This window comes from Actinomadura sp. NPDC000600 (assembly GCF_040492135.1).
Lineage (GTDB): Bacteria > Actinomycetota > Actinomycetes > Streptosporangiales > Streptosporangiaceae > Spirillospora.
This window is the reverse complement of record NZ_JBEUPD010000028.1, coordinates 53,036-79,323: the sequence shown is the minus strand read 5'-3', so window position 1 is coordinate 79,323 and position 26,288 is coordinate 53,036. Positions and strand designations below refer to the sequence as shown.

Here is a 26,288-nt window from a genome sequence, read left to right as displayed (position 1 = left end):
CATGCCCGCGATGACGATGGCGCAGGCGCTGAACACCGCGCTGCGGGACGCGCTCACCGAGGACGAGCGGGTCCTGGTCTTCGGCGAGGACGTGGGCCCGCTCGGCGGGGTCTTCCGCATCACCGACGGGCTGACCCGCGACTTCGGCGAGGACCGCTGCTTCGACACCCCGCTGGCCGAGTCGGGGATCGTCGGCCTGGCCGTGGGCATGGCGATGGGCGGCTTCCGGCCCGTGGTGGAGATGCAGTTCGACGCCTTCGCCTACCCCGCCTTCGAGCAGATCGCCTCGCACGTGGCCAAGTTCCGCAACCGCACCCGCGGCCGCCTGTCGCTGCCGATGGTGATCCGCATCCCCTACGCGGGAGGCATCGGCGGCGTCGAGCACCACTGCGACTCCAGCGAGGCCTACTACGCCCACACGCCGGGCCTGAAGGTCGTCACGCCGGCCACCGCCGACGACGCGTACTGGCTGCTGCGCGACGCCATCGCCGACCCGGACCCGGTCGTCTTCATGGAGCCGAAGCGGCTGTACTGGGCCAAGGGCGAGGCCGACCGCGAGAACCGCCGCGCCGCCGGGTTCGGGCGCGCCGAGGTGCGCCGCGAGGGGCGGGACGCGACGCTGGTCGCCTACGGGCCGAGCGTCCCGGTTGCGTTGGAGGCCGCCGAGGCCGCCGCGCGCGAGGGCCGCGACCTGGAGGTGGTGGACCTGCGCACCATCGTCCCGTTCGACGACGGGACCGTCGCCGCCTCGGTGCGCAAGACGGGCCGCTGCGTGGTCGTCCAGGAGGCCCAGGGCTTCGCGGGCGTGGGCGCGGAGATCGCGGCCCGCGTGCAGGAGCGCTGCTTCCACTCGCTGGCCGCGCCGGTGCTGCGCGTCTCCGGCTTCGACATCCCCTACCCTCCGCCGAAGCTGGAGCACTCGCACCTGCCGGACGCCGACCGCGTCCTCGACACCGTCGACCGGCTCCAGTTCGACGACACGCCCGACCTCCTGCACCTGGACAGGGAGGCCTCATGACCGCCGCCGCGACCCGGCAGGTGTTCCGGCTGCCCGACCTCGGCGAGGGCCTGACCGAGGCCGAGATCATCGAATGGAAGGTCGCCGCGGGCGACACCGTCGAGGTCGACCAGGTCGTGGTGGAGGTCGAGACCGCCAAGGCCGCGGTGGAGGTGCCCGTCCCCTTCGCGGGGACCGTCCTGAAACTGCACGCGGAGGCGGGCGCGATCCTCGCGGTCGGCGAACCGCTCATCGAGGTCGGCCCGGCCGGCGCGGATTCCGACGCGGGGTCCGGCACGGCGCCGGTCGCGGCCGTGCGCCCCGCCCCGGACCTCCACCCCGACGCGGCCCAGTACCGCGAGGAGGAGCAGGCCGGCTCCGGCAACGTCCTGATCGGCTACGGCACCGGGCACGGGCCCGGTCGGCGGGGACGCCGCCGCGCGGGCGGACCGAAGGCCCCGGCGGCGGCCGCCCCCGCGGCGGCTCCCGCGCCCGTGGCCCCGGCACCGCCTCCCCGCCCGGCGGAGGCCCCACGCGTGATCTCCCCGCTCGTCCGCAGGATGGCGCGCGAGCACGGGCTCGACCTCGCCGGCATCCCGGCCACCGGGCCCCAGGGCGTGATCCTTCGCCGCGACGTCGAGCAGGCCCTCGCCGACGCCGCCGGGACGCCGGCGCCCGCCGAGGCGCCGGCGCCGGCCGCCCGTCCGATGCCCGAGCGCATCCCGCTTCGCGGGCTCCGCCGCGCGGTGGCCGACAAGCTCACCCGCAGCCGCAGCGAGATCCCGGACGCGACGACCTGGGTGGACGCCGACGCCACCGCCCTTGTCGAGGCCAAGGACGCGCTGCGGCGGACCCGCCCGGACGCCGGCATCGGGCTGCTGGCCATCCTGGCCCGCATCTGCCTGGCGGGCCTGGCGGAGTTCCCCGAGCTGAACTCCTCGGTCGACGCCGACCGGCAGGAGATCGTCCGGTACGGGCACGTCAACCTCGGCTTCGCCGCGCAGACCGAACGCGGCCTCGTCGTGCCGGTCGTCCGGGACGCGCACCTGATGACGACCGCGCAGCTCGCCGCGGAGCTGGCCCGGCTCACCGGCCTCGCGCGCTCGGGCGGCCTGCCGCCCGAGGCGCTGACCGGCGGCACGTTCACCCTCAACAACTACGGCGTCTTCGGCGTCGACGGCTCCACCCCGATCATCAACCACCCGGAGGCGGCGCTGCTCGGCGTCGGCCGGATCATCGACCGCCCCTGGGTGGTCGGCGGCGCGGTCGTGCCCCGCAAGATCACCCAGCTCTCGCTGACGTTCGACCACCGGGTCTGCGACGGCGGCGCGGCGGGCGGGTTCCTGCGGTTCGTGGCCGACTGCGTGGAGAACCCCGCGGTCCTGCTCACGAACCTGTGACGGCGGGCCCGTGACTGCGGCGGTCAGAGGCCCCGGACGGCAGCGACGGTGAACGGGATCTCCGGGGTGCCGTCGCCGAGCGGGCCGCCCTTGTCGAACTGCGAGCGGACGACGTAGAGCGTCCCGTCGCGGCGGACGAGCGTCGTCGGGAGCTGGAGGGACGGGTCCGCCAGCGTGCGCTCGAGGCGGGCCCTCGTCCCGTCCCGCGCGACGCGCCAGCGGGTGAGGACGTTGTCGACGTTGTTGGCCGTCCAAAGGCGCCCGTACTGGAGTTCGAGGCCGTCGGCGTTGTGCATGTCGCCGCCGCTCAGCGCGACCTTGCGGACGGCGCCGGTCGCCGGGTCCAGCCGGTAGAGGTCGCCGCCGAGCATGTCGTCGGTCAGCAGGAACCGGCCCGCGGGGTCGGCGACGATCCCGTTCAGCGTGAAGTCGGTCGGCTTGTGCGGCTCCAGGACGCCGCTCAGGTCGAAGGCCGGCGCGAGCGTGCCGATCCCTCCCCTGGCGGCGTCCAGGTCGTGCGGCGTGACCCGGTAGACGACGGCACGGGTGCTGTCGGTCAGGTAGACGGCGCCGTCCGGGGCGACGGCGAGGTCGTTGACGAACCGGGCGCCGTCGCCGGGAACGACGAACCGCGCCAGCAGGGCGCGGCTCCGTGCGTCGTAGACCGCGACGCCGGACGTGGAGTCGATGACCCACAGCCGTCCCGCGAAGTCGACCTTCAACCCGTTCGCGGTGCGGCGGCCGTCCGCCCCCGCGGGCAGGAACACCTCCGCCGTCCGGTGCCCCGGACGCATCCGGTAGACGGTGCCGTCGGCGAAGGACCCGGCGTACATCGCGCCGCCGCGCGGGTCGGCGGCGATGCCCTCGGGGTACACGCGGTCGCCCGGCAGGACGTAGGCGGTGGAGATCCGCGCGGCGGCCGCCCGCGCGGCGGCGGCGGGCGGGGCGGCGGCCAGGGACGCGGGCAGCACCGCGACGGCGAGCGCCGCGGCCGCGGCCGCGGTGGTGCGCTGGATGCGCGTCATTGTTTCTCCGTTCGAGTTAGCTCGTTAGGACGCGTACATACGATAGTTAGAACCCTAATGCTCGTCAACGGTCTTCTGTCGGAAGGCTGAACAGGCTCGATACCATGCGGGCATGACCTCGTTGCCCGTCCCGGAGCGGCTCGGCTCCCACCTCAAGCGCGCGGAGCAGGCGCTCAACGGCGCCAAGCAGGCGGCGATCAAGCCGAGCGGGCTCACGGTCCCCCAGTACGCGGCCCTGCTCCACCTCGCCGACAACCCGGGCATGTCGGCCGCCGCGCTGGCCAGGGCGTGCGCGGTCACCCCGCCGACGATGAACACCGTCCTGAAGAACCTCCAGGAGCGCGGGCTGATCGAGCGGACCCCGCACGAGTGGCACCGCAACATCCTGGAGACGCGGCTCACCGCCGAGGGCGCGGCGGTCCTGGAGAGGGCCGACGTCCGCGCGGTCAAGGTCGAGCGGGGGCTCGCCGCCGAGTTCACCGAGGCCGAGCGGGCGACGCTGATCGAACTGCTCGGCCGGTGCGTCGGCTTCCTGGAAGCCGCCCGGTCCACCCCCGGCGGCTGAGACACTCGCTACGGAACGGGACGAATGCCACGAGCACCGGAGGAGCCATGGGAGACGGGGTCGAGCACGACAGGTCGGGGCAGCTCAAGCAGATCGAGAGCGGGCTGCTGCCCGGCGAGCAGATCATCGCCGTCTACGACGCCGTCGGCACGGGCACCGGGTTCATCGGGCTCACCGACCGCCGGGTGATCGTCCAGGACCGCAGCTTCGCCGGCAAGAAGTACGCGATCACCAGCATCCCCTACTCCAGGATCACCTCGGTGAGCGTGGTCAGCAACAAGTCGTGGGCCGGGTCCTACTTCTCCACCGGCTCGATCGCGATCAACGTCGGCACCCACACCTACGAGGTCGAGTTCCGCGGCGCCGACAAGAGCCACCACGTGCACAACGTGATCCTGCAGTACATCTCCGGCTGACCGGCTCCGACCGGCGCCCGCGTCAGACGACGACCGCGGCGGTGGAGCCGGCGCGGTCCTTGGTGACGCGGAGCTGGGCGGGGATGCGGGCGCGCAGCTCGGCGACGTGGCTGACGATGCCGACCGCGCGGCCGCCGTCGCGCAGGCCGTCGAGGACGTCCATGACCTCGTCGAGGGTCTCCTCGTCGAGCGTGCCGAACCCCTCGTCGACGAACAGGGTGCCGATCTCGGTGCCGCCCGCCTCGGCGGTGACGACGTCGGCGAGCCCGAGCGCCAGCGCCAGCGAGCTGATGAACGACTCGCCGCCCGACAGGGTCACCGGGTCGCGCTCCAGGCCCGTCCAGGAGTCGGCGACGCGCAGGCCGAGGCCCCCGGCGCCCTTGGAGCGGTCGCCCGCAGCCTTGTCGGTGGTGTGGACGAGGGCGTAGCGGCCCCCGGACATGCGGTGCAGCCGCTCGTTCGCGGCGGCGACGACCTGTTCGAGGCGGGCGGCCAGCACGTACGCCGACAGCGAAATGGAGTGCCGGTTCGCCGCGTGCTTGCCCGAGGCGAGGCCCGCGAGCCGCTCGGCGACCTCGTGGCGCGCGGCGGCGGGGCGCCACTCGCCGACGGCGGCGGCGAGCTCCATGCGCAGCTCCGCGAGGCGCTCGCAGCGGTGCCGCGCGCGGTCGGCCGCGTTCGCGGCCCCGGTGTGCGCCGCGTCGGCCGCGGCGACCGCCGCCTCCAGGGCGGGCAGGTCGGGGGCGGGCGCGGCGGCGGCCGCGACCAGCTCCGGGTCGGCGAGCAGGGCGCGGACCTCGGCCTCCTCGTCGTCGAGCTTGCGGACCCGGTCGCGCAGGACGCCCTGGTCCTCGTCGGAGAGCGCGGCTTCGAGGACCTCCTCCGGCGTGCGGAACCCCTGCTCCGCGGCCTCCTGCCCCGCCTTCGCGCGGGCGGCGGCCAGCTCCTCGTCGGCGCGCCCGTGCGCGCGGACCGCCTCGACGGCCGCGGCGAGCGCGTCGGCCTCCTCGCCGAGCCTGGCGATGCGGGCCTCCAGCGTCGGGTCGCCGCCGCGCGCCTCGTCCAGCTCGGCGGCGAGCCTGGCCTGCTCGGCGGCCAGCTCCCGGTCGTGGGTGCGGTTCTCGGTGAGGGCCCGGCCGGTCTCCTCCTGCGCGGTGCGGACACGGTCGAGCTCCTGCTCGTGCCGGTGCAGCTCCGCCTCCAGGCGTTCGGCCTCGGCCGCGCGGGCCTCCGCCGCCGCCAGCGCCGCCTGCGCCTCGGCGAGCTCGGCCGCGAGGGCGTCCGCGTCCGCCTCGCCGGCGATCTCCAGCAGCTTGTCGCGCTCGGTGCGCAGCTCCCCGACCGCGGTCGCGGCCTGCTCCCGGACGTCCTGGGCGCCGTCGGCCTCCGCCTGCGCCTCCTCCACCTGCTCCTCGGTCGGGATGATCGCGAGCGAGGTGACGGGGGCCGGGTGCTCGGTGGAGCCGCAGACCCGGCAGGGCTCGCCGTCCACCAGCTCCTCGGCGAGGACGGCGGCCATGCCGTCGAGCCGCGCCTGGCGGAGGTCGAGGACACGCTGGCGGGCGTCCTGGGCGGCGTCGACCGCCGTCCGGTACCCGGCCTCCGCCTCGGCGAGCCGGTGCTCCACCTGGTCGCGGCGCTGCGCCGCGTCGAGACGGCGCCCGGCGTCCTGGACGGCGGCCGCGGCGCCGGAGCGCCCGGCGGCGGCGAGCCGGGCCTCGTCCAGCTCGGCGCGGCGCCCTTCCACTAGCGCGGGCAGTTCGGCGAGGGCGGCGCGGATCCGCGCGTCCTCGGGCTCCAGCCGCCGCAGCTCCCCGGCCAGCGCCTCGCGGTCGCGGCCGATCTGGCGGAGGCGGGCGGCGGCGGCACGGCGGCCCTCCAGCGCGGCGACCTCGTCGCGGCGCTGGCGCTCGGCCTTGGCGAGGACGTCCTGCGGCGCCTTCGGCGGCAGCAGCGCCGCGACCCGGGAGCGGGTCTCCTCGGCCCAGCGCCGGGCGCGGGCCGCCTCCCCGTGCCGGGCCTGGACGTCCCTGACCAGCGGGACGACCCGGTCGGCGCGGGCGGCGGCGTCGAGCCGCGAGGCCAGCCGCGACTTCTCCTCCGCACGCTGGGCCAGGGCGTCGCGCCTGGCGAGCGCGTCGGCGTGGCGGCGCCGCCGGTCGGCGAGCGCCCTCGCCTCCTCCAGCGCCGCGCGCGCCGCGTGCGCGGCGGCGGCGACGCCCGCGCGCAGTTCCTCGACGACCGCGCGGACGTCCTCCTGGCCGCCCGCCAGCTCGGCGGCCCACGCGGGCAGCGCCTCCACCTCGGCGAACGGCTCGACCACGGGCTCCCCGCGGCGGGGCGCCGGGACGGCCGGACGGGGCCCGCGCGGCGACGCGGCGCCGGTCGTCTCGCAGATCCGGTCGGCGATCGAGACTGCGCGCGCCCCGAGCTCGGCGGCCTCCCGGCCGGTCGCGGCGCGCCGGTCGGCGAGCCACTTCTCGACCTGGGCGAACACCTCGGCGGCGAACAGCCGCTCCAGCACCTTGCGGCGCTCCTCGGCGCCGGCGCGCAGGAACCCGGCGAACTCCCCCTGCGGCAGCATCGCCACCTGGCAGAACTGGACCGCGGTCATTCCGAGCATCCCCGACACGAGGTCGCCCGCCTCGTCGATCCGGGTGCTGAGACCCACCCACGCGCCGTGCTCGAACTCCTCCAGGATCACCTTGGCGTGCTCGGTCGTCGTCCCGGACCCGCGCAGCTTGGGACGCTCCCAGGCGGGCGAGCGCGTGATGCGCATGCGGCGGCCCCGGATGGTCGTCTCCAGCACCACGCGCGGCCCGGCGCCGGGCGGCGCGTGGTCGCTGCGCAGTCCCTTGACCGCGTTGCGGACGCCGGGGACCTGGCCGTAGAGCGCGAAGCAGACCGCGTCGAGGATGCTCGTCTTGCCCGCGCCCGTCCGGCCCTGGATGAGGAACAGCCCGGCGTCGGACAGCGCGTCGAAGTCGATGACCTCCGTCCCCGAGAAGGGCCCGAACGCCGCGATCTCCAGCCGGTGCAGCCTCACGCCATGGCCTCCTTCCGGCGGCACGCCTCGAAGGCCTCGTGCAGAAGCGCGCGCTCGGCGTCGGTGGCGGGCCCGTCGGTGACCTCGGCGACGAAGTCGCCCGCGACGTCGAGGGCGGAGCGCTCGCGGACGCGGCCCGACCACGTGCGGGCGCCGTCCGCGCCGCCGCCCTCGGGCTCGAAGCCGAGGACGAGCGTGTGCGGGAACCGGCGGCGCAGCCGCTCCATCGCGGCGGACGGGCGGCGCTCGTCGGTCAGCGTGACCTGGAGCCAGCGGTCTTCGAGCTCGTCGTAGGACGGGTCGGTGAGCAGGTCGTCGAGGCGGCCCCGAACCCGGGCGAGGCGACGCGGGACGGGCGCCTCCACGAACTCCGCGGCGACGCCGTCCGCGCGCAGGTCGACCAGCCAGGAGCCCTTGACGTGCTTCTCCTCGGAGAACGAGTACGCCAGCGGGGAGCCCGAGTAGCGGACGCGGTCGGTGATGCTCCAGCGGCCGTGCAGGTGGCCGAGCGCCGCGTAGTCGACGCCGTCGAACACCGACGCCGACACCTGCGAGGACCCGCCGACGGAGATGTCGCGCTCGCTCTCGCTGGACTCGCCGCCGGTGACGAACGCGTGCGCGAGCACGACCGAGAGCTCGTCGCGGCGCGCGGCGTCGGCGCGGACGCGGCGCATCGCCTCGGTGAGCGCGGCGGCGTGGCTGCGCTCGTCCAGCTCCCACGGGTGGCGGACGAGCTCGGGCTCCAGGTAGGGGATGCCGTAGATCGCGGCGTCGCCCACGACGACGGGCTCCCCCACGGTCGCGAATTCGGTGCGGACGTGCACGCCGGCGGCGTCCATCAGCCCCGACCCGAAGCCGAGGCGGCGCGCGGAGTCGTGGTTGCCCGCGATGACGACGACCCGGGTGCGGTCGGCGAGCCGCTTCAGGGCCTCGTCGCACAGCCGGACGGCGTCGACGGCGGGCAGGGCCCGGTCGTAGACGTCCCCGGAGACCAGCACGCACTCGACCCGCTCCGCCTCGACGGTCTCGACCAGGTGGTCGACGAACGCCGCCTGTGCGGCCAGCAGGTCCTCGCGGTGGAACGATCTGCCGAGATGCCAGTCGGAGGTGTGCAGGATTCGCATGTCGCAGCAACCATAGGCACCCCCTCCGACACATCCGGCGCAGAAACGCCGAGTCGCCTCAAACGATCTCCGTGGGCGGTGGCGTCCGCGGGCGCGGCGCTCCCGTAGGGTGGCGGCGTGAGCGAGCGCCCCTACGTGCTGCTGAGCTGCGCGATGTCCGCCGACGGCTACATCGACGACGCGACTCCGGAGCGGCTGCGGCTGTCCAGCACGGCCGACTGGGACCGGGTCGACGCGGTGCGCGCCGGCTGCGACGCGATCCTCGTCGGCGCGGGGACCGTCCGGGCCGACGACCCGAAGCTGCTCGTGCGCTCCGCGGCGCGGCGGGAGCAGCGCGTCGCGCGCGGGCTGCCGGGCGACCTCACCAAGGTGACGCTGACCTGGAGCGGCGACCTCGACCCGGGCGCGAAGTTCTTCACCACGGGCGAGTCCCCGAAGCTCGTGTACGCCCCGACCGGCACCGCTCCGGAGCTCGCGGCCCGGCTGGGCGGCCTCGCCGATGTCGTGGACGCCGGCGACCCGCCCGCACTCAGCGCGGTGCTCGCCGACCTCGCGTCCCGGGGCGTCCGGCGGCTGATGGTCGAGGGCGGCGGCGGGATCCACACGCTGTTCCTCACCGCCGACGCGGTGGACGAGATCCAGCTCGTCGTGGCGCCGTTCTTCATCGGCGACCCGTCCGCGCCGCGCTTCGTCCGGTCCGGGGTGTTCCCGCAGTCGCCGGCCCGCCCGATGCGGCTGGCGGAGGCCACCCGCATCGGCGACCTCGCCCTGCTGCGCTACCTGATCGGAGGCGCGCGTGGATGACCTCGGCTGGCTGGCGCTCGCCTGCGACCTCGCGGCGCTGTGCCCGCCCTCGCGCACCGCGTTCTCGGTGGGCGCGGTCATCGTCGGCGCGGACGGGCTGGAGATCGCGCGCGGCTTCTCCCGCGAGGACGACCCGCACGACCACGCGGAGGAGGCCGCGCTCGCCAGGACCGGCGGGGACCTCGCCGGCGCGACCGTCTACAGCTCCCTCGAACCGTGCGGGCACCGCGCGTCGCGCCCCCGCACGTGCGCGGAGCTGATCGTCGCCTCGGGCGCCCGGCGCGTCGTGTTCGCCTGGCGCGAGCCGGCCCTGTTCGCCGCGGGCACGGGCGCGGAGATCCTGGAGGCCGCGGGCGTCGAGGCGGTCGAGCTGCCCGCGCTCGCCGAGCGCGCCCGCCGCCCGAACGCCCACCTGCTCTAGGAGGGGTCGGGGTCGGCGTGCGGGACCCCCTTGAGCTCGTGGAAGCCGGGCACCCCGGCGACGAGGAGCGTCCCGTCCCAGAGCCGCCCGGCCTCCTCGCCGCGCGGGATCCGCGACAGGACCGGCCCGAAGAACGCGACCTCGCCGACCGCGACGACGGGCGTGCCGACGTGCGGGCCGACCCGCGCGAGCCCCGCGGCCGTCGAGGCGCGGACCGCGGCGTCGTAGCGGTCCGACAGGGCCGCTTCGGCGAGGCCCGCGGACAGGCCCGCCTCGGCGAGCGCGTCGGGGATCGTCTGCGGCCCCGTCTCCTTCCGCTCGTGGACGCGGGAGCCGAACGCGGTGTAGAAGCGGCCCAGCGCCTCCTGCCCGGCCTGCTCCGCGACCGCCGCGCAGACCCGGGCGGGCAGCCACAGGTAGCCCTCGGGGTCGCTCTCGGGATCGTCGTCGCGGCCCTCGTTCAGCGCCGCCAGGCTCAGCAGGTGCCAGCGCGGCTCGACGGGCCGGGCCCGCGCGGCCTCCAGCAGCCACCGCGACGTGATCCAGGTGTACGGGCAGGCGGGGTCGAACCAGACGTCCGCGATCTCGGCCATGGGCCCGTTCTATCAAATGAGACTCCAGTCTCATTTGCTCTTGCCAACGCCCGGGGACGTCATGCGATGCTGTGGCCAAGCAAGCATTCGGTTACCCGCGTCGGCCCTTCGGGCAGGGGAGGCACAGCAGCATGCGCGAGCACGATCGGCTGTTCATCGGAGGCGAGTGGGCCGCACCGGCCGGCACCGGCGTGATCGACGTCGTGTCCCCGCACACGGAGGAGGTCATCGGGCGGGTGCCCGAGGGCACCGAGGCCGACATCGACGCGGCCGTCGCGGCGGCGCGGCGCGCCTTCGACGAGGGCCCCTGGCCGCGGATGACCCCCGCCGAGCGCGCCGAGATCGTCGGCCGGCTCTCCGCGATCTACGCCGAGCGGCAGCAGGAGATGGCCGACCTCGTCACCGCCGAGATGGGCTCGCCCATCATGTTCTCGGTGTTCGGGCAGGCCGCCATCCCGCAGATGGTGCTCCAGTACTACGTGGACCTCGCCGCCGCCTACACCTGGGAGGAGGAGCGGCAGGGCATGCTGGGCCCGGTCACGGTCACCCAGGAGCCGGTCGGCGTCGTCGCGGCGATCGTCCCGTGGAACGTCCCGCAGTTCACGCTGATGCTCAAGCTCGCCCCCGCGCTCATCGCCGGCTGCACCGTCGTGGCCAAGCCCTCCCCCGAGACCCCCCTCGACACCTACCTGCTCGCCGAGTGGATCCGCGAGGCGGGCATCCCCGAGGGCGTCGTCAACTTCGTCCCGGCCGGACGCGAGGTCGGCGCCTACCTCGTCGCGCACCCCGACGTCGACAAGGTGTCCTTCACCGGCTCCACCGCCGCCGGACGCAAGATCGGCGCGGTCTGCGGCGAGCAGCTCAAGCGGGTCACCCTCGAACTCGGCGGCAAGTCCGCCGCGATCATCCTGGACGACGCGGACCTCGCCGCCACCGTCGAGGGCTTCAAGCTCGCCTCGCTGATGAACAACGGCGAGGCGTGCGCGGCCCAGACCCGCATCCTCGCCTCCCGCCGCCGCTACGACGAGGTCGCCGACGCGCTCGCGACCATGGTGAGCGGCCTCAACGTGGGCGACCCCGCCGACTACGGCTGCGAGATCGGCCCGCTGGTCGCCAAGCGGCAGCAGGAGCGCGTGGAGAACTACATCCGGATCGGCCAGGACGAGGGCGCCAAGATCATCACCGGCGGCCTGAACCGCCCGCACGACCGCGGCTGGTACGTCGCGCCCACCGTCTTCGGCGACGTCGGCAACGACATGCGCATCGCCCGCGAGGAGATCTTCGGCCCGGTCCTCGTCCTCATCCCCTACGAGGACGAGGCCGACGCCATCAAGATCGCCAACGACAGCGACTACGGCCTCGGCGGCTCGGTGTGGACCTCCGACGTCGACCACGGCGTGGAGGTCGCCCGCCGCATCCGCACCGGGAGCTGCGGCGTCAACATGTACACCCTCGACCCGAACACCCCGTTCGGCGGCTACAAGAACAGCGGCCTCGGCCGCGAGCTCGGCCCCGAGGGCCTGCACGCCTACCTGGAGCACAAGTCCATCCCCCACCCGGCCCCCGCCGGCTGACCTCCGCGGTTCCCGCGCGCCCACCGGGCGCGCGGGAACGCCCGCAGGCCGGGGCGCGACCGCGCCGATTCCACCTTGGCGGCGCGGTGGCCGTACCGTAGTGCGCCGTGTCCTCTGCGTCCCCTGCCTCCGACAACGCGGCCGCCAGCCTCGACGACGTCCTGGTCGGCGAGGCCGTGCTGGGCGTCTACCGCCAGATGTTCGCGGCGCTGGCCCGCGACAGCGGCGCCGTCGTCGACGACCCGGAGCTCGTGGACGTCGCCGAGACGCTGCTCGCGGCGTTCGCCGACGCGGGCGAGGACGGGCTGAGCCGCGAGCAGATGCGGTACGTGTGCCGCCGCTACCCGGCCGAGGTCTTCGAGAACCGGCTGCGGGTGCTCAAGGGGCTCGGCGCCGTCCGCGAGGTGTTCCCCAAGCCGAACCAGCTGCGCTACAGGGCCTCGTTCACGAGCGTCGTCGGGCTGATGTTCGTCCGGCGGATGATGCTTGACGGCGGCCAGAGCGAGATGCACCGGCTCCTCGCGCTGGAGCAGCTCAACGTGGCCGACCCGCGCATGACGCCCGAGCAGGCCCGCGACGGCGCGGACGGCCTCGCCCGCGCGTTCCGGCTGTGGAGCGTCGAGCTGGTCACCCTCACCAACGGCACCATCGAGGAGCTCCGGGAGCAGGCGCCGAAGCTCTGGGGCACCGAGGAGATCCTGCTGCGCGCCGAGCGGCTGCACGGCGCGATCCTGCGCCGCTGGCCGCAGCTCGACCGCACCTGCACCGACCTGCGCGCCGCCATCTACGCCTACGGCGACGCCTCCCGCCGCGCCGCCGCCCGGCTGTCGGACTCGGCGGGCACGACCCGCAACCTCACCCTCCTGCCGCCCGAGACGTGGCGCACCTTCACCCGCACCGCGTCCCGCGAGGACCTCGCCGCCGTCCTGGACGGGTTCGTCTTCGACGCGCCCGCGCCGTGGCACGAGCCGTCCGCCGTGGTGACGGCCGTGGAGGACGGCCCGCGCGCCACGCCCCCGCGTCCCGCGCCGCCCCGCCCGTCGGTCCCGGACCCGGGCCTGTCGGGCGACACCGGCTCGGACACGGCCGCGGCGGAGAGGCTCCGCGGCCTGGCCGAGCAGATCCTCCGCGGCCACGACGCGATCGCGGTCGAGGACGTCCTCGCCCACGACTGGGCCACGGCCCGCCGCATGCTCGCGGACCTGTCGTCCATCCACCTGCACCCCGAACTGCCCTACCGCCTCGTCTGGTCCGACGGCCTGGCGGTGCGTCCGGAGGGCTCCCCGACATGGGTGTCCCCGGGCCGGTTCGAAAGGACGGACCGGTGACCGTCGACCCGCATGTCCTGGCCCGCGCACGCGCCCGCGTCCTGGGCGGGCCGTCCGTCCCAGTGTCCGAACCGGTGCCGCCGGGGACGGTCGCCGCGGCGGACGGCGACCGCGTCTGGCTCCTGCCCGAGTGGCCGGACGGCGCGACGCCCGCGCTGCTGGAGGAGTACGACACCGCCCCCATGCCCCTGGACCGCGCCGGCCAGGCCCGCCGCGTCCTCGCCGCGGCCCTGCGCTGCTGCTGGACGCGCCTGGACGACGCCCCCTGGCCGGGCTCGCCGTCCACGGTCGCGGACGTCCTGGAGGTGTACGCGGGCATGACGCGCGGCGACACCGACCTGGCCCGCCGCTGGGCGACCGGCGAGCTCCGCCGCCTGTCCGACACCGGCTGGCTGCTGCTGGACGAGTCCTCCGGCACCGTCCGCCCCGGTCCGCGGGTCGCGCTCTGGCCGGAAGGCTCCCTGGGGTCGCTGCGCGACCTCCTGCGCCGCCTCCCCGAACCCGGCACCGGGGAGGACGCGGGTGAGTGACATGTTCGAACCGGTGCTGCGGCCCTACGACGAGCGGCGCCGGGCGGAGCTCGTGGCGGCCTACATGGCGGTCGAGCACGCCGCCGAGCCGGTCTCGGAGGTGCGGTTCGCGGCGCTGCGGGAGCCGGCGCTGCGCAGGACGGTGGAGCAGATGCTCGCCCTGAGCGGGCGGACCCTCATCCGGTCGGAGCAGACCCGCTGGATCTCCGGCTACCGCGACGACGTCGCCGCGGAGCTACCCGCCGACCCCGAGTGCGTCCCGCCGGTGCGGGAGCGGGCCGTCCTGACCCTGGTGCTGATCCACTCGGTGGCGATCCCGAGGGCGGCGGGGCTGCTGGAGGACGACTCGTGGCTGTCGCCCCACCCGACGCCGCTGGACGAGCTGCGCCGCCGCACGCAGCTGCCGGTCGGGGAGCTGGAGTCGGCGCTGCGGCGGCTGCGGCTGGCCGGGCTGGTGTCGCAGGTGAAGGCGGGGGCGGACGACGCGGGAGGGTTCGTGCCGGGGCCGCAGTTCCACCGGCTGACCGGCGCCGCGCGAAGGCGTCTGCAAGAGGAGCTGATCCTGGCCGCCGGGCCGGACTCGCCGCTCGCGGCGGCGATCCGGGCGCGGCGCAGGGGGCGGGAACGCGAGCAGGGGGAGCACACATGACGGCGGTCCTCGAACCGATGGTGACCGCGCGCGACGCCGAGAACGTCGTCGGCGACCGGACCCTCGTGGCCGTGCAGGCGGTGAACATCTCGCGGCTGTCGACGCATCCGGTGCCGACCGTCCCGGGGACGCTCATCGTTGTGGCCGGGCAGGGGCCGAAGGACTCCAACGGCGCGGGCAAGTCATCGTTCATCGCGGCCATCACCGCGCTGCTGGGGGACGAGCAGTGGCGGTTCGCATCGGGCGCGCGTGCGGTGGCGGAACTGCTGTTCAACGCGGAACTGGCCGCGCAGGGCGACAGCCAGTGGGCCAGCGCCGACCACGGGTACATCGTCGGGGTATTCGACCACGCCGAGCCCCCGGAGGGCGGCGGGGCCGCGGCGGAGGACGGGACCTCGGAGGACGGGACCGCGGACGAGCACGGCGAGACCGCCGTGACCGTGTGGCTGCGGGTGAACGTCGACGCGCCGCACCTGGAGATCCGGTGGCGGCAGGGCGTCTACCTGGCGTCGGCCCCGTCCGAGGCCGACCGGGTGTCGCTGGCCGACCGGCTGTGGGCGAGCCTGCCGCGCAGCGCCGGGCGCCGCGACCTCGTCGCGAAGGACCTGTCCCGCGTGCTGTACGGGGGGCAGGTCCGGTGCGTGTCGTTCCTGTCGACGTCGGTGCGGTCCAAGGTCGCGACGAACCTGCTGTCGCAGCCGCTGAACGAGATCAGCCCGGAGCGCATCTTCAGCGCGATCGCGGCGCTGACCGGGCTGGACCGGGAGCTGGAGGCAGAGCGCAAGTCCCGCGCGGAGGAGCACCGCGAGCGCGCCAAGGCCGCGGAGGCGGCCGAGCGGCTCGCCGAGTGGGAGCGGGAGGCGGCGAGCCTGCTGAAGACGTTCGACCGCCGCGACCGGGCCCGCGACGAGGTGGCCGCGGCCGTGCGGCACTGGCGGACGCGGCAGGCCCGGCTGCTGGCGGACGCGGCCGAGGCCGACGCCGCGCACGCCGCCGACCAGGAGCGGCTGCACCGGGAGGGCGAGGAACTCGCCGCCGCGGCGAAGGCCGCCGAGAAGGAGATCGAGCAGCTCACCGGCGGCGCCCTGGAGGCGCAGCTCCAGGAGGCGGGCGCGGCGCTCGCCGAGCTGAAGGGCCAGGCCGACAAGCTCGGCGCCGACAAGGCCGTCGCCCGCAACCGCCTGGACGAGCTGCGCCGGCGCGTGTCGGCGCTGGAGGAGCGCCGCCGCGAGGCCGACGGGCGCGACCGCGACACCGCGCGCGCCGAGCTGGCGGAGGCCGAGGCCCGCCGGGACGAGGCCCAGCAGGAGTACGGGATGGCCAAGGGCGCCGTCGCCCGCGCGGAGCGGTCCCTGGCCGAGGCGGAGGCGGGCGAGGGCAGCGCGCCCGCGCAGATCCGCGCGCTGTCCGCCGCGGGCATCGCGGCGGTGGGCCTGCTGGACGCCGTGGAGCTGGCCGAGGACGTCCGGGAGCGGTGGGAGGCCGCCCTCTGGCCGTACCGGGAGGCCGTCGTCGTCGGGGCGGACGACCTGGACGCCGCGGTCGCCGCCCTGGAGGGCATGCCCGGCTCCATGATCGTGCCCGCGGACGGCCCTGGGCCGCTCCCGGAGGGCGTGGCCTGCGAACCCGCGCCGGCCGGCTTCTTCGCCGCTCTCGAAGGGGACGGCACGGGGGCCGTGGTCGTCGGCGGGTTCGAGGAGCCCGTCACGGGGCGCGTGGCCCGGGTCCAGGCGGCCAGGACGGCGGTGGAGTCCGCCAAGGAGGCGTTGGAAAGCGCGCGGCAGGCCACGGCCGACGCCGCCGCCGACGTGGCGCTGGCCGGGCGGCGGCTCGCGGGCGCGCGGGCGGCGGCCGAGCTGGAGGAGGTCCGCTCGGCGATGGCGGGGCTGCGCGAGGGCCTGGAGGAGCTGGGCGGCAGCGAGTCGCGGCTCGGCCCGCGCCTCGGGGCGGCGGAGCAGGCGCTGCGGCGGCTGCAAGCGAAGGCCGACACGCGCGCGCTGGAGGTCGACCGGCTGCGCGGCCGCAAGGAGGGCCACGAGCGCGAGCGCGACAAGGTCCGCCGCGCCGCGTCCGAGCTGGCCGACAGGCGCGCCGCGCTCGGCCTGGACGACCTGGAGAAGGCGTGGGGCGGCTCCCGCGAGGGCGCCGCCGAGTGGCTGTCCGGCCTGGACGAGGACGAGGCCACCTGGACGCCCGCCGAGTGGTGGCACACCGCCGAGAAGCACCTGTCGGAGGCGCTGCGGCGGGTCTTCCCCGACGGCCCGTCCGACGAGGACATGCCCGAGGAGATGCGGTTCCTGCTGCGCGAGCGCGCCGAGGGCGAGGGCCGCCGCACCGACCGCGAGCAGGCCACGTTCCCGCGCCTGGTGAAGGCGGTGGAGAGCTACCTGCGCCAGCAGGAGGACTACGAGAAGCACCAGCGACGGCAGATCGAGGTGCAGCTGTCGGCGCGCCGCGCCGACCTGGACAAGGCGCAGAAGGGCGCGACGGAGGCGGCCGGCGCGGCCGAGGCGCACCGCACGGCGCTGACGGCCGCGATCCGCGCGCGCCTGCAGCGGGTGTCGGAGGAGTTCGAGAAGCTGGACGTGGCGTACGGAGGGTACGGCGCGACGCTGGAGTTCCCCACGCCGGAGCAGCCGGGCGACCCCGAGCAGGAGTGGCGCTGGCGCGTCACGCCGAAATGGCGCCGCTCGGACGGGCAGCGGTACGTCCCCTACAACCGCCGCGCCAACACCGCGCTCATGGACGAGAAGGCCGTCAAGCTGGTGTGCGCGGCGGCGCTCGCCAGCTCCGGCGGCGGCCGGCTGTGCCTCGTGCTGGACGAGCTCGGCCGCAACCTCGGCAAGGAGCACCGCAAGGAGGCGGTGGCGCTCTTCCGCAAGATCGGTGAGACGCACGGCATCACCGTCATCGGCGCCCTGCAGGACGACATGGAGCCGTACGCGATCGACGCGTGCGGCCAGTACGTGAAGCTGCGCCGCTCGTCCGACACGATGCCCTACAACGAGCCCCCGGTCGTCGTCGGCTACGACGAGCACGAGGCCCGCGTCCGCAAACTCGCCGACCACATCACCGCCGCCCGCCCCGACCCGGCCACGCCCGACCCGACCGCCCCCGAACCTCGGCGGCCCCCCGAGGCGCGGTGACGAGCCGGGCTCCGGTGTCCGGCCCGGAACACGACGACCGCGCCCCGGGCCGCGGCAGCGGCCCGGGGCGCGGTGAGCGGCACAGGGGTGTCGTCAGTCTTCGGTGAGGCCCAGGCTTTCGGCCTCCTTCGTCACCTGGGCTGCGGCGGCGGACGAGCCCGCCGCGTCGAGTTCGTGGGCGAGCTCCTCCAGTTCGCTGCCCCCCGCCATGAGGGCGGTCAGCTCCTCGCGGGTGATCTCCTCCTTGGTGTGGTAGCCGATGCTGCGCCCCCGGTTGAGGATCAGGAAGCGGTCGCCGACCGGGTAGGCGTGGTGCGGGTTGTGGGTGATGAAGACGACGGCGAGGCCCCGCTCCCGCGCCTGGACGATGTAGCGCAGCACCACCCCGGCCTGCTTGACGCCGAGCGCGGCGGTGGGCTCGTCCAGGACGAGGGCCTTCGCGCCGAAGTGGACGGCTCGGGCGATGGCCACGCACTGCCGCTCGCCGCCCGACAGCGTCCCGATGGGCTGGTCGACGTCGCGCAGGTCGATGCCCATCGCGGCCATCTCGCGGTGGGTGGTCTCGCGCATGGTCCCGACGTCCAGGCGGCCGAAGCGCCCGCGCAGCTCCGAACCGAGGAAGAAGTTGCGCCAGACCGGCATGAGCGGCACGACCGCGAGGTCCTGGTAGACGGTCGCGATGCCGCGGTCGAGCGCGTCGCGGGGCGACCCGAAGGCCACCTTCTCGCCCCGCACCTCGTAGGTCCCGCTGTCGTGGCGGTGCAGCCCGGCGACGACCTTGATGAGCGAGGACTTGCCGGCCCCGTTGTCGCCGAGGACGCAGGTGACCTCGCCGGCGGACGCCTCCAGGTCGACGTCGCGCAGCGCGATGACGTTGCCGTAGTTCTTGCCGACGCCGGTCAGCCTGATGAGCGGCGCCTCCTTCGCCTCCGTCATACCGACCGCTCCACCCTGCGCCGCACGACCAGGTTGACCACGGTGGCGACCAGCAGCATCGCGCCGAGGAAGAACCGGAACCAGTCGGGGTTCCACTCGGCGTACACGATGCCCTTGTTCGTCATGCCGAAGATGAACGCGCCGATCGCCGCGCCGATCGCCGAGCCGTAGCCGCCGGTGAGCAGGCACCCGCCGATGACCGCGCAGATGATGTAGAGGAACTCGTTGCCGATCCCCTCCCCCGACTGGACGGTCGCGAACGCGAACACCAGGTGCATCCCGGAGAACCACGCGCAGAACGCGACCCCCATGAACAGGCCGATCTTCACGCGGTCGACGGGCACGCCCACCGCGCGGGCGCTGGCGGACGCCCCGCCCACCGCGAAGATCCAGTTCCCGAGGCGGGTGCGCAGCAGGAGCCAGGTGGCGACCGCCGTGAACAGCAGCCACCAGAACACCGTGATCTTGACGTTGACGCCGAGCACGTCGACGTCGGAGGCGAAGACCGCGCGGGCGGAGGAGAAGCCGTCCATGTCGCGGACGGAGTCGCTCGCGACGTTGCCGGTGAGCGCCTTCGTCACGCCGAGGTTCAGGCCCGCGAGCATGAAGAAGGTGGCGAGCGTGATGATGAAGCTCGGCAGCCGCGTCCGGACGTACAGGACGCCGTTCACCATGCCGAGCGCCAGCGTCAGCACCAGCGAGATCACCACGCCCGCCCACACGTTCAGCGTGAACTGGTAGGCGGTCAGCGCGGCGATCAGCGCCGAGGAGGTCACCATCACCCCGGCGGACAGGTCGAACTCGCCGCCGATCATCAGCAGCGACACCCCGACCGCCATGATCCCGAAGGTGGAGGCCGCGTAGAGCACGGTGGAGAACGACCCGGCGCGCAGGAACGCGTCGGCGACGACCGAGAAGAACACGAACAGCGCCAGGGCGCCGAGCAGCGCGCCGAGCTCCGGGCGGCCCAGCAGCCGCCGCAGCGGCGACCGCCGGGCCAGGCGCTCGTCGGGGCGGGCCACCGGCGGCTCGGCGACCGCCTGGGTCACCGCGTCCCCCGGTTCGCGAACGCCTCGAGCTGCCCGGCGTTCTGCTTGGTGACGATCGCGGGACCGGTCAGCACGGGGCGCCCGCCGCCGAGCACGTTGCCGTTGTTCTTCAGCAGCCACAGCTCGTCGACGGCCTCGTAGCCCTGCAGGTAGGGCTGCTGGTCGACGGCGAACTCGATCGCCCCGGAGTTGATCGAGGCGATGAGGTCCTTGTTCAGGTCGAACGTGCCGACCTTCGCCTTGCTGCCGGTCTCCTTCACCGCGTCGACGGCGGTCGCGGCGAACGGGGCGCCGAGCGTGAGGATGCCGTCGATGCTCTTGTCGGCCTGGAGCTTGGCCGTGATGGACGACTTCACCTCCGGCATGTTGGTGCCCTGGACGAACAGGTTCTGCAGGTCGCCGCCGAACGTCTTCTTGGCTCCGGCGCAGCGGTCCTCCAAGCCGACGTTGCCCTGCTCGTGGACGACGCACAGCGCCTTCTTCGCGCCGATCTTCGCCAGTTCCGTGCCCGCCGCCTCACCGGCGATCGACTCGTCCTGCCCGAAGTGCGCGACCGCGCCGAGCTTCGCCGACTCCTCGGCGCCGGAGTTGATCGACACGACCGGGACCTTCGCGGCCGCGGCGCGGGCCAGCACGTCCTTCATCGCGTCCGGCTTGGCGAGGGTGACGATGATGCCGTCGACCTTCTTGTCGAGCGCGGCCTGGACGAGCTGGGCCTGCTTGCCGCCGTCCGGGTCGGCCGAGTACAGGAACTCGACGTTGTCCTTGGCGGCGGCGGCCTTCGCGCCCTTCTGGACGATGTCCCAGAAGGTGTCGCCCGCGCCGGAGTGCGTGACCATCGCGATCTTCAGCCGGGGGCCGGCGCCCTCCGGCGTCTCCTCGGACTTCTTGCCGCCCGAGCTGCTGCAGGCGCTCAGCGCCAGCAGCCCCGCGGCGGCCAGCACAGCGAGACCCCTGGACGTCCCGCGCGCGAAAACGCCTCTCATCGGCTGCTCTCCGTTTCTCCCCGAATGGTCGGTCTGAGGAGTTGATCACAGATGATGGCGGCGCGCTCGTCTATCCCTTTCATACCGGGCGCGAGCCTCCCGGGTGGAGTCCAGCGCCGACACCTCCGCGACCGGGACGTCCCACCATGCCGCACTGTCGGGGGTGCCTGCCAAGGGGTTCGTCTCAATGTGGATAACCGTGGTCCGGGGGGACTTGCGCGCCTGGTGGAGCGCGTCGCGCAGGTCGCCTGGGGCGGACGCGCGGATGACGTCGGCGCCGAGGCTGGCGGCGTTGGCGGCGAGGTCGACGGGGATGGGGTCGCCGTCCAGGCCGGTGCCGGTGCGCAGGCGGTGGCGGGTGCCGAAGCGCTGGGCGCCGACCGATTCGGACAGGTTGCCGATGGAGGCGTAGCCGTGGTTCTGGACCAGGACGACGATCAGTTTGACGCCTTCGGCGGCGGCGGTGGTGAGTTCCTGGGCCATCATCAGGTAGGAGCCGTCGCCGACCATGACGAACACCTCGCGGTCGGGCGCGGCCATCTTCACCCCGAGCCCCCCGGCGATCTCGTAGCCCATGCAGGAGTAGCCGTACTCGACGTGGTAGCCCTTGGGGTCTCGGGCCCGCCACAGCTTGTGCAGGTCGCCGGGCATCGACCCGGCCGCGCACACCACCACGTCCCGCGGACCGCTGACCTCGTTGACCGCCCCGATCACCTCGGCCTGGGTCATCAGCTCCCCGCCCTGGGGCCCGCACGCCAGGTCGGCCTTGGCGTTCCAGTCGGCCATCAGAGCCCGCGCGCGGTCGGTGTGCGCCTGCGGGACGGTGTAGCCGTCCAGCGCGGCGTCCAAGGCCCGGATGCCCTCCCGGGCGTCGGCCACGACGGCGCAGCCCGCGAGCTTGACCGCGTCCGACCGCGCGACGTTGATGTTGACGAACTTCACCGCCGGGTCGGCGAACAGGCTGTGGGAGGCGGTGGTGAAATCGCTGTAACGGGTCCCGATCCCCACCACCACATCGGCCCGGCGCGCCAGCGCGTTGGCCGCCGCGGTCCCGGTCGCACCGACCGCACCCACCGAACAGGAGTGGTCCCACGCCAGCGCGCCCTTGCCCGCCTGGGTCTCGGCCACCGGCACACCCGTCCGCTCGGCCAGCGCCCGCAACTCCTGCGTCGCGCCGGAGTAGATCACCCCGCCCCCCGCCACGATCAACGGACGCTCCGCCGCCCGCACCAGCGCCGCCGCCTCCGCCAGCACGGCCGGCTCGGGGACCGGACGCGCGATCCGCCACACCCGCTCGGCGAACAACTCCTCCGGCCACTCGAACGCCTCGGCCTGCACGTCCTGCGGCAGCGCCAACGTCACCGCCCCGGTCTCGGCGGGATCGGTCAGCACCCGCATCGCCGCCAGCAACGCCCCCGGCAACTGCTCCGCCCGATTGATCCGATCCCAGAACTTCGACACCGGCCTCAAGCAGTCGTTCACCGACACATCGAACGACCGCGCATCCTCCAACTCCTGCAGCACCGGGTTCGCCGGACGCGTGGCGAACACATCACCGGGCAGCAGCAGCACCGGCAACCGGTTGATCGTGGCCAGCGCCGCACCCGTCACCATGTTCGTCGCACCCGGCCCGATCGACGTCGTGCACGCCAACGTCGACAACCGGTCACTCATCCGCGCGAACCCCGCCGCCGCATGCACCATCGCCTGCTCATTACGCGCCATGTAGTACGGCAGCCCATCACCGTGCTCCAGCAGCGCCTGCCCCATCCCCGCCACATTGCCGTGCCCGAAAATCCCGAAACACCCGGCGAAGAACCGCCGCCGCGCCCCATCACGCTCGCTGTACTGCGCCGCCAGGAAACGCACCAGCGCCTGCGCCACCGTGAGTCTCATGAACGTCCCTCCGCCGAGGTGAGCGGCAGCCTCGGGTCGACCGGCTGCCCCTCCCAGGTGTCCCGGATCCAGGCGTGCGCCGGGTCGTCGCAGATGCGCCACGCGCGTTCCGGCGACGGCCCGGCCATCACGTTGAGGTAGTACAGGTCGTGCCCCGGCGGAGCCATCGACGGGCCGTGCCAGCCGTGCGGGATCAGCACGGCGTCGCCGCTGCGGACCTCCGCCAGCACGTCGATCGGACGTCCCGGCGACCCGTAGACGCGCTGGTAGGCCATGCCGTCCCGGGCGACCTCGAAGTAGTAGATCTCCTCCAGGACGGCCTCGTCCGCCGTCTGCTCGTCGTGCTTGTGCGGCGGGAACGACGACCAGCAGCCCGCCGGCGTGAGCACCTCGCACGCGATCAGCTTCTCGGCGAACGGGAACCCCTCCGGCGTCCCGAAGTTGTTGACCTGCCGGCTCGCCGACCCGGCGCCCCGCAGCTCGACCGGAACCGCCTCCGCGGGCCCGTAGCGCGGCGCGAGCCGCCGCTCGCACCGGGCGCCCGCCAGCGCGAACCGCCCGTGCCCCCGCACCGTCACCCGCGCGTCGCGCGGCACGTAGGCGAAGTCGCTGACCCGGGCGAAGACGTCCTCGCGGCCCTCAAGCCCGAACCGCTCACCGTCGCACTCGACCACGCACGACCCCGCCAGCGGCAAGACGATCATCTCGAACTCGCCGGTGCCGAACTCGTGCGACCCGCCTTCCGGGAGCTCCAGCACCCGCAGCGACGAGTACGCCCACCCCGCCGACTCGGGGGTGACGACCAGCCCGTACGGGGCCTCCGCGGCGGTTCCGGCGGGCAGGTGGTACTTCATCGCGGCTCCTTCAGCAGTTCGTCGACCTCGTCTTGGGTGGGCATCGCGTCGGAGCAGGCGATGCGGGACGCGACGATCGCCCCTGCGGCGCCCGCGAACTCGATGAGCCGCCGCAGGCCCCAACCGGCGAGGAGCCCGTGGCAGACGGCGCCGCCGAACGCGTCCCCGGCGCCGAGTCCGTTGACCACGTCGACCTTGACCGGCGGCACCTCCACCACCTCGTCGGCGGTGGCCGCCAGCACGCCTTCCGGGCCCATCTTCACGATGGCGAGTTCCGGGCCGCGGGCCAGGATCGCGCGGGCGGCGGCATGCGGCTCCCGCTCCCCCACGGCGACCTCGCACTCCTCCAGGTTCCCGACGGCGACCCTCGCCCGTTCCAAGGCGAGTCCGGCCCAGTGCGGAGCCTCTGAGGGGTCCTCCCACAGCATCGGCCTGTAGTCGAGGTCGATGACGGTCTGTCCGGGGTGCTCCCCCAGCGCGGCCAGGGTCGCCTCCCGGCTCGGCTCCTGCGAAAGGCCCGTGACCGTGGCCCAGACGATGCGCGCCGCGCGGATCGCGTCGAGGTCCAGCTCATCCGGACGGATCTCCAGGTCGGGAGCCTTGGGGTAGCGGTAGAAGTACAGCGGGAAGTCGTCCGGCGGGAAGATCTCGCAGAAGGCCAGCGGTGTCGGCAGGCCGGGGACGGCGGTGACGTACCGGTCGTCCACGCCGTAGCCGCGGAGCGCCTTGTGGACGAACCGGCCGAAGGGGTCCTCCCCCGTGCGCGTGACGACGGCGGCGCTGCGGCCGTACCTGGCCGCCGCCACGGCGACATTGGTCGGGCTCCCGCCGAGGTACTTGCCGAACGATTCGACGTCCTCCAGCGGCGTGCCCACCTGGTCCGGGTAGACGTCGACGCTGACCCGCCCCATCGTGATGAGGTCGAACGTCATCGGGCCACCCCGGCGAGGTAGTCGAGGCTCCGGCGGACGTCGCCGTACGGCCCGTCGCCCGGCGCGGGCTCGCCGGTCAGGACGGTGTCCTGCTCCATCACCCACCAGCCTTCGTAACCGGCGATCTCCAAGGTGCGGATGATGTCGGGGATGTCGATGTCGCCCTCCCCTAGCGGCCTGTACAAGCCGTCCCGCACCGCGTTCGTGTAGGTGACGCCGCCCTTGAGCACCCGTTGGGCGAGCTCCACGTCCACGTCCTTGAGATGGACGTGCGCTATGCGCGGCGCCGCGAAACGCGCCAGCCACACCGGATCGGTCCCGCCGACCAGCAGGTGGCCTGTGTCGAGGCAGAGGGGGATGCTGCATCCCCCCAGCACGCGTTCGACCTCGTCGCGCCGCTCCACGACCGTTCCGACGTGCGGGTGCAGCGTGACGAGCCTGCCGCGGGCGGTGGCGCGCGCAGCGATCGCGTCCAGGTTCGCAAGCAGCACCGACCACGCCTTGGTGTCGAGGACGGGACGCTCGTCATACCCGTCGAGGCCGGTTGCGGCCGCCAAGACGAGGACGCCGTCGATGTCGTCCAAGGCTCGCTCGACCAGAGGCATCGGGTCGAAGTCGGAGTCGTGCAGCACGACGGGTACGAACGCCCCTACAAGGCCCAACCCGAACGAGGCCAGCAGTTCATTCCGCTCTTGCGCGGCCCTAGGGAGGAAGCCGTCCGGCCCCAGCTCGGTCGCCGCGAGACCGAGGTCGTGCATCTCGGCGAGAACTCGGCCCGGTTCCATCTGGTGGCCCCAGCCTGGCACCTCGCACACGCCCCAGGAGATCGGGGCGCCGGCGACCCTCACCGCCGCACCTCCTCGACGCCGACGATCCGGCCCTGCCGCATGGACAGCTCGCACGCCTCGGCGAGGTAGAACGCCTCCAGCGCCTCCTCCGGCGGGCACGGGTTGGCGCGGCGGCCCGCCACGACGTCCGCGAAGGCCCGCAGCTCGGCGTCGTAGGCGTCGGAGAAGCGCTCCATGAAACCGGCGTAGGGGGCCTTGGGCTGGTCCCCGTCCGGAAGCGCGGTCGCGGGCGTCCGATCGTCCAGGCCGGTGATGACGCTGTCCTTGGACCCGAACAGCTCCAGCCGGGCGTCGTATCCGGCGGCGTTGTAGCGGGTGGCCGAGACCTGGCCCAGCGTCCCGTCGTCCAGGATGAGCAGCGCGGAGCCGGTGTCGACGTCGCCGGCCTCGCGGAAGAAGTCGTCGCCCCGGTTGGCTCCGGCGGCCATCACGCGGACGACCTCGCGGCCCGTGACGAACCGGATGAGGTCCAGGTCGTGGATGAGGCAGTCGCGGAACAGCCCGCCGGACGCGGGGACGTACTCGGCCGGCGGGGGCGCCGGGTCGAAGCTGCACGACCGGACGGTGTGCAGCCAGCCGAGCCGTCCGGACGCCAGGGCCTCGCGCGCCGCCGCGTTCCCCGCGTCGAACCGGCGCTGGAACCCGACCTGCACCGGCACGTCGGCGGCGGCGGCCGCATGGACGATTTGGAACGTTCCATTTAGATCGGAGGCGAGCGGTTTCTCGCAGAAGACGGGAGTTCGCGCGGCGACGGCCCGCTCCACCAGGCCCGCGTGCGCGTCCGTGGCCGCCGCGACGACCAGGCCGTCCAGTCCGGCGGAGAAGAGGCCGTCGACGGCGTCCAGGGCGGTGACCTCGGGCCGCCCCCCGCCCAGTCGCGCGGCGAGGTCGCGGGCGCGGCGCGGGTCGGCGTCCGCGACGACCACCGCCTCCACCTCGGGCAACTCTCGCAGCGCGGCGGCGTGGCGCGCACCAATGCGCCCCGCGCCGGCCAGTCCGATCCTCATCGATCCCCTCCCGGTCGGCCGTCAGGTGGAGACACCGAGTCTGATGGAGCGTTCCAGAAGCGTCAACGCCCCGACTGTCCGCCTCTCCGGTAATGGAGTTGTCCGAAACCGGGACGGGTACTCGGGACTCCGGCTGTCGCGGGGGTCATACCAAGCGCTAGT

General features: G+C 74.2%; 23 protein-coding genes. 11 read left to right on the top strand and 12 right to left on the bottom strand.

The window, feature by feature from the left end:
• Position 1: 1 nt before the first annotated feature.
• A complete protein-coding gene (locus ABWI07_RS31925) occupies positions 2-1,018 on the top strand; it encodes an alpha-ketoacid dehydrogenase subunit beta (protein WP_353820842.1) in 1,017 nt (338 codons plus the stop codon).
• On the top strand, positions 1,015-2,397 hold the full coding sequence (locus ABWI07_RS31920) for a dihydrolipoamide acetyltransferase family protein (RefSeq protein WP_353820841.1): 1,383 nt from the start codon (positions 1,015-1,017) through the stop codon (positions 2,395-2,397). The genes ABWI07_RS31925 and ABWI07_RS31920 overlap by 4 nt, the downstream gene beginning before the upstream one ends.
• A 23-nt stretch (positions 2,398-2,420) precedes the next feature.
• On the opposite strand, the gene ABWI07_RS31915 is transcribed toward ABWI07_RS31920, so the two are convergent.
• Positions 2,421-3,422, bottom strand: coding sequence for an SMP-30/gluconolactonase/LRE family protein (locus ABWI07_RS31915; RefSeq protein ID WP_353820840.1), 1,002 nt, complete (start codon positions 3,420-3,422; stop codon positions 2,421-2,423).
• Positions 3,423-3,534: 112 nt separating this feature from the next.
• Here ABWI07_RS31915 and ABWI07_RS31910 point away from each other — a divergent pair, with 112 nt between their 5' ends.
• Together ABWI07_RS31910 and ABWI07_RS31905 are read left to right on the top strand one after the other, a co-directional pair.
• Positions 3,535-3,987: a MarR family winged helix-turn-helix transcriptional regulator gene (locus ABWI07_RS31910; RefSeq protein WP_200842323.1), complete on the top strand. Its 453-nt coding sequence runs from the start codon at positions 3,535-3,537 to the stop codon at positions 3,985-3,987.
• Positions 3,988-4,034: 47 nt separating this feature from the next.
• Positions 4,035-4,403 carry a PH domain-containing protein gene (locus ABWI07_RS31905; protein ID WP_149263706.1) on the top strand — a complete coding sequence of 123 codons (369 nt, stop codon included), beginning with the start codon at positions 4,035-4,037 and terminating at the stop codon, positions 4,401-4,403.
• Between the two features lie 22 nt (positions 4,404-4,425).
• On the opposite strand, the gene ABWI07_RS31900 is transcribed toward ABWI07_RS31905, so the two are convergent.
• Positions 4,426-7,449: an AAA family ATPase gene (locus ABWI07_RS31900; protein ID WP_353820838.1), complete on the bottom strand. Its 3,024-nt coding sequence runs from the start codon at positions 7,447-7,449 to the stop codon at positions 4,426-4,428.
• Positions 7,446-8,573 (bottom strand): exonuclease SbcCD subunit D, encoded by a 1,128-nt coding sequence (locus tag ABWI07_RS31895; protein ID WP_149263708.1) that lies wholly within the window; start codon positions 8,571-8,573, stop codon positions 7,446-7,448. The genes ABWI07_RS31900 and ABWI07_RS31895 overlap by 4 nt, the downstream gene beginning before the upstream one ends.
• A gap of 117 nt (positions 8,574-8,690) precedes the next feature.
• On the opposite strand from ABWI07_RS31895, the gene ABWI07_RS31890 reads away from it, so the two are divergent.
• Positions 8,691-9,377 (top strand): RibD family protein, encoded by a 687-nt coding sequence (locus ABWI07_RS31890; RefSeq protein WP_200842324.1) that lies wholly within the window; start codon positions 8,691-8,693, stop codon positions 9,375-9,377.
• Positions 9,370-9,798 carry a cytidine/deoxycytidylate deaminase family protein gene (locus ABWI07_RS31885; RefSeq protein ID WP_149263709.1) on the top strand — a complete coding sequence of 143 codons (429 nt, stop codon included), beginning with the start codon at positions 9,370-9,372 and terminating at the stop codon, positions 9,796-9,798. The genes ABWI07_RS31890 and ABWI07_RS31885 overlap by 8 nt, the downstream gene beginning before the upstream one ends.
• On the opposite strand, the gene ABWI07_RS31880 is transcribed toward ABWI07_RS31885, so the two are convergent.
• On the bottom strand, positions 9,795-10,391 hold the full coding sequence (locus ABWI07_RS31880; protein WP_149263710.1) for a mycothiol-dependent nitroreductase Rv2466c family protein: 597 nt from the start codon (positions 10,389-10,391) through the stop codon (positions 9,795-9,797). The two genes, ABWI07_RS31885 and ABWI07_RS31880, sit on opposite strands and share 4 nt — an antisense overlap.
• Before the next feature lie 131 nt (positions 10,392-10,522).
• Between ABWI07_RS31880 and ABWI07_RS31875 the strand changes: the two genes are divergently transcribed.
• From ABWI07_RS31875 to ABWI07_RS31855, 5 genes are all read left to right on the top strand, one after another.
• A complete protein-coding gene (locus ABWI07_RS31875; RefSeq protein WP_149263711.1) occupies positions 10,523-11,965 on the top strand; it encodes an aldehyde dehydrogenase in 1,443 nt (480 codons plus the stop codon).
• Positions 11,966-12,072: 107 nt separating this feature from the next.
• Positions 12,073-13,293: a hypothetical protein gene (locus ABWI07_RS31870; RefSeq protein ID WP_353820835.1), complete on the top strand. Its 1,221-nt coding sequence runs from the start codon at positions 12,073-12,075 to the stop codon at positions 13,291-13,293.
• A complete protein-coding gene (locus tag ABWI07_RS31865; RefSeq protein ID WP_149263712.1) occupies positions 13,290-13,823 on the top strand; it encodes a hypothetical protein in 534 nt (177 codons plus the stop codon). Before ABWI07_RS31870 ends, ABWI07_RS31865 begins: the two co-directional genes overlap by 4 nt.
• A 1-nt stretch (position 13,824) precedes the next feature.
• Positions 13,825-14,472, top strand: coding sequence for a DprA-like winged helix domain-containing protein (locus ABWI07_RS31860; protein WP_353820869.1), 648 nt, complete (start codon positions 13,825-13,827; stop codon positions 14,470-14,472).
• Positions 14,469-17,618: a coiled-coil domain-containing protein gene (locus ABWI07_RS31855; protein ID WP_353820834.1), complete on the top strand. Its 3,150-nt coding sequence runs from the start codon at positions 14,469-14,471 to the stop codon at positions 17,616-17,618. Before ABWI07_RS31860 ends, ABWI07_RS31855 begins: the two co-directional genes overlap by 4 nt.
• A 93-nt stretch (positions 17,619-17,711) precedes the next feature.
• On the opposite strand, the gene ABWI07_RS31850 is transcribed toward ABWI07_RS31855, so the two are convergent.
• Genes ABWI07_RS31850 through ABWI07_RS31815 form a run of 8 tightly spaced genes read right to left on the bottom strand, consistent with a single transcriptional unit; the run spans position 17,712 to position 26,126 of the window.
• On the bottom strand, positions 17,712-18,554 hold the full coding sequence (locus ABWI07_RS31850; protein ID WP_149263715.1) for an ATP-binding cassette domain-containing protein: 843 nt from the start codon (positions 18,552-18,554) through the stop codon (positions 17,712-17,714).
• On the bottom strand, positions 18,551-19,603 hold the full coding sequence (locus ABWI07_RS31845; RefSeq protein WP_353820833.1) for an ABC transporter permease: 1,053 nt from the start codon (positions 19,601-19,603) through the stop codon (positions 18,551-18,553). Before ABWI07_RS31845 ends, ABWI07_RS31850 begins: the two co-directional genes overlap by 4 nt.
• Positions 19,600-20,589 (bottom strand): sugar ABC transporter substrate-binding protein, encoded by a 990-nt coding sequence (locus ABWI07_RS31840; protein WP_149263717.1) that lies wholly within the window; start codon positions 20,587-20,589, stop codon positions 19,600-19,602. Before ABWI07_RS31840 ends, ABWI07_RS31845 begins: the two co-directional genes overlap by 4 nt.
• 45 nt (positions 20,590-20,634) lie before the next feature.
• On the bottom strand, positions 20,635-22,485 hold the full coding sequence (gene iolD, locus ABWI07_RS31835) for a 3D-(3,5/4)-trihydroxycyclohexane-1,2-dione acylhydrolase (decyclizing) (RefSeq protein WP_353820832.1): 1,851 nt from the start codon (positions 22,483-22,485) through the stop codon (positions 20,635-20,637).
• Positions 22,482-23,339: a 5-deoxy-glucuronate isomerase gene (iolB, locus tag ABWI07_RS31830; RefSeq protein ID WP_353820831.1), complete on the bottom strand. Its 858-nt coding sequence runs from the start codon at positions 23,337-23,339 to the stop codon at positions 22,482-22,484. The genes iolD and iolB overlap by 4 nt, the downstream gene beginning before the upstream one ends.
• Positions 23,336-24,271: a 5-dehydro-2-deoxygluconokinase gene (iolC, locus tag ABWI07_RS31825; RefSeq protein WP_353820830.1), complete on the bottom strand. Its 936-nt coding sequence runs from the start codon at positions 24,269-24,271 to the stop codon at positions 23,336-23,338. The genes iolB and iolC overlap by 4 nt, the downstream gene beginning before the upstream one ends.
• Positions 24,268-25,119: a TIM barrel protein gene (locus ABWI07_RS31820; protein ID WP_200842476.1), complete on the bottom strand. Its 852-nt coding sequence runs from the start codon at positions 25,117-25,119 to the stop codon at positions 24,268-24,270. The genes iolC and ABWI07_RS31820 overlap by 4 nt, the downstream gene beginning before the upstream one ends.
• Positions 25,116-26,126, bottom strand: coding sequence for a Gfo/Idh/MocA family protein (locus ABWI07_RS31815; protein ID WP_353820828.1), 1,011 nt, complete (start codon positions 26,124-26,126; stop codon positions 25,116-25,118). The genes ABWI07_RS31820 and ABWI07_RS31815 overlap by 4 nt, the downstream gene beginning before the upstream one ends.
• Positions 26,127-26,288: the final 162 nt, after the last annotated feature.